The organism is uncultured Tateyamaria sp., assembly GCF_947504105.1.
GTDB lineage: Bacteria > Pseudomonadota > Alphaproteobacteria > Rhodobacterales > Rhodobacteraceae > Tateyamaria.
This window is the reverse complement of sequence record NZ_CANNGP010000187.1, coordinates 1-337: the sequence shown is the minus strand read 5'-3', so window position 1 is coordinate 337 and position 337 is coordinate 1. Positions and strand designations below refer to the sequence as shown.

Annotated in this window: 1 protein-coding gene; it reads right to left on the bottom strand. The window is 58.5% G+C overall.

What is annotated here, in order from left to right; translation table 11 throughout:
• Positions 1-7: 7 nt before the first annotated feature.
• The coding region (locus tag Q1A75_RS24135) for a transposase (RefSeq protein ID WP_299593452.1) at positions 8-337 on the bottom strand (330 nt) is incomplete at its 5' end.

The following is a 337-nucleotide window of genomic DNA, read 5'->3' as shown; positions in this document are numbered from 1 at the left end:
GCAATCATCAGCTCGGCAAAGGCCTTCGTGCCGGTTCGCCGGTCTTCAGCACCGCGTTCATGATGACAATGAGCTTACGCATGATGGCCGTGATCGCGACCTTGGCTGGTTTGCCTCGCTCGCGCAGGCGGCGCGCAAATGATTGCATCATCGGATCATAGCGCAGCGTTGAAAGTGCGGCCATGTAAAGGCTTGCCCTGACCTCTCGTCTACCACCTGAAATCCGGCGGTGTCCTTTCAAAGTGCCGGAATCTTGGGCGTGCGGTGCAAGGCCAACAATCGCAGCGGCCTCCCCTTTCGTGAGTGAGCCGAGCTCTGGTACATAGGCAAGACAAGC